Consider the following 272-nt stretch of genomic DNA (forward strand, 5'->3'; position numbering starts at 1 on the left):
TCATCAGGATCGGCTGCCTGGTCCGACACCCTACGGGCGGACGGCCTCGGATCATGGAAGACGGTGGCCGTGCCGAGCGGGGGCGTCCTGACGCTCAACTCCAACTACACACTCGACGGATCCCGACTTGCGGTGGGCGATACTGCGTCCGCCTATGTCGAGTACCAAGTTTCGTCGTTACAGCAGGACAGCGCGATCGATGCACAGGGAATCGCAGTCGGGCTCAAGGCATGGAACGGGGCGAGTTTCTTCGAAACCCGTTGGTGCTTCAA

General features: G+C 61.4%; 1 protein-coding gene. It reads left to right on the forward strand.

What is annotated here, in order from left to right:
• Positions 1–63: 63 nt before the first annotated feature.
• On the forward strand, positions 64–272 hold a 209-nt coding region (locus CVH10_RS26855), incomplete at its 3' end, for a hypothetical protein (RefSeq protein WP_219924912.1).

Source organism: Halomonas sp. ND22Bw (assembly GCF_003011945.1).
In the GTDB taxonomy this organism is placed as follows: Bacteria; Pseudomonadota; Gammaproteobacteria; order Pseudomonadales; family Halomonadaceae; genus Halomonas; species Halomonas halophila.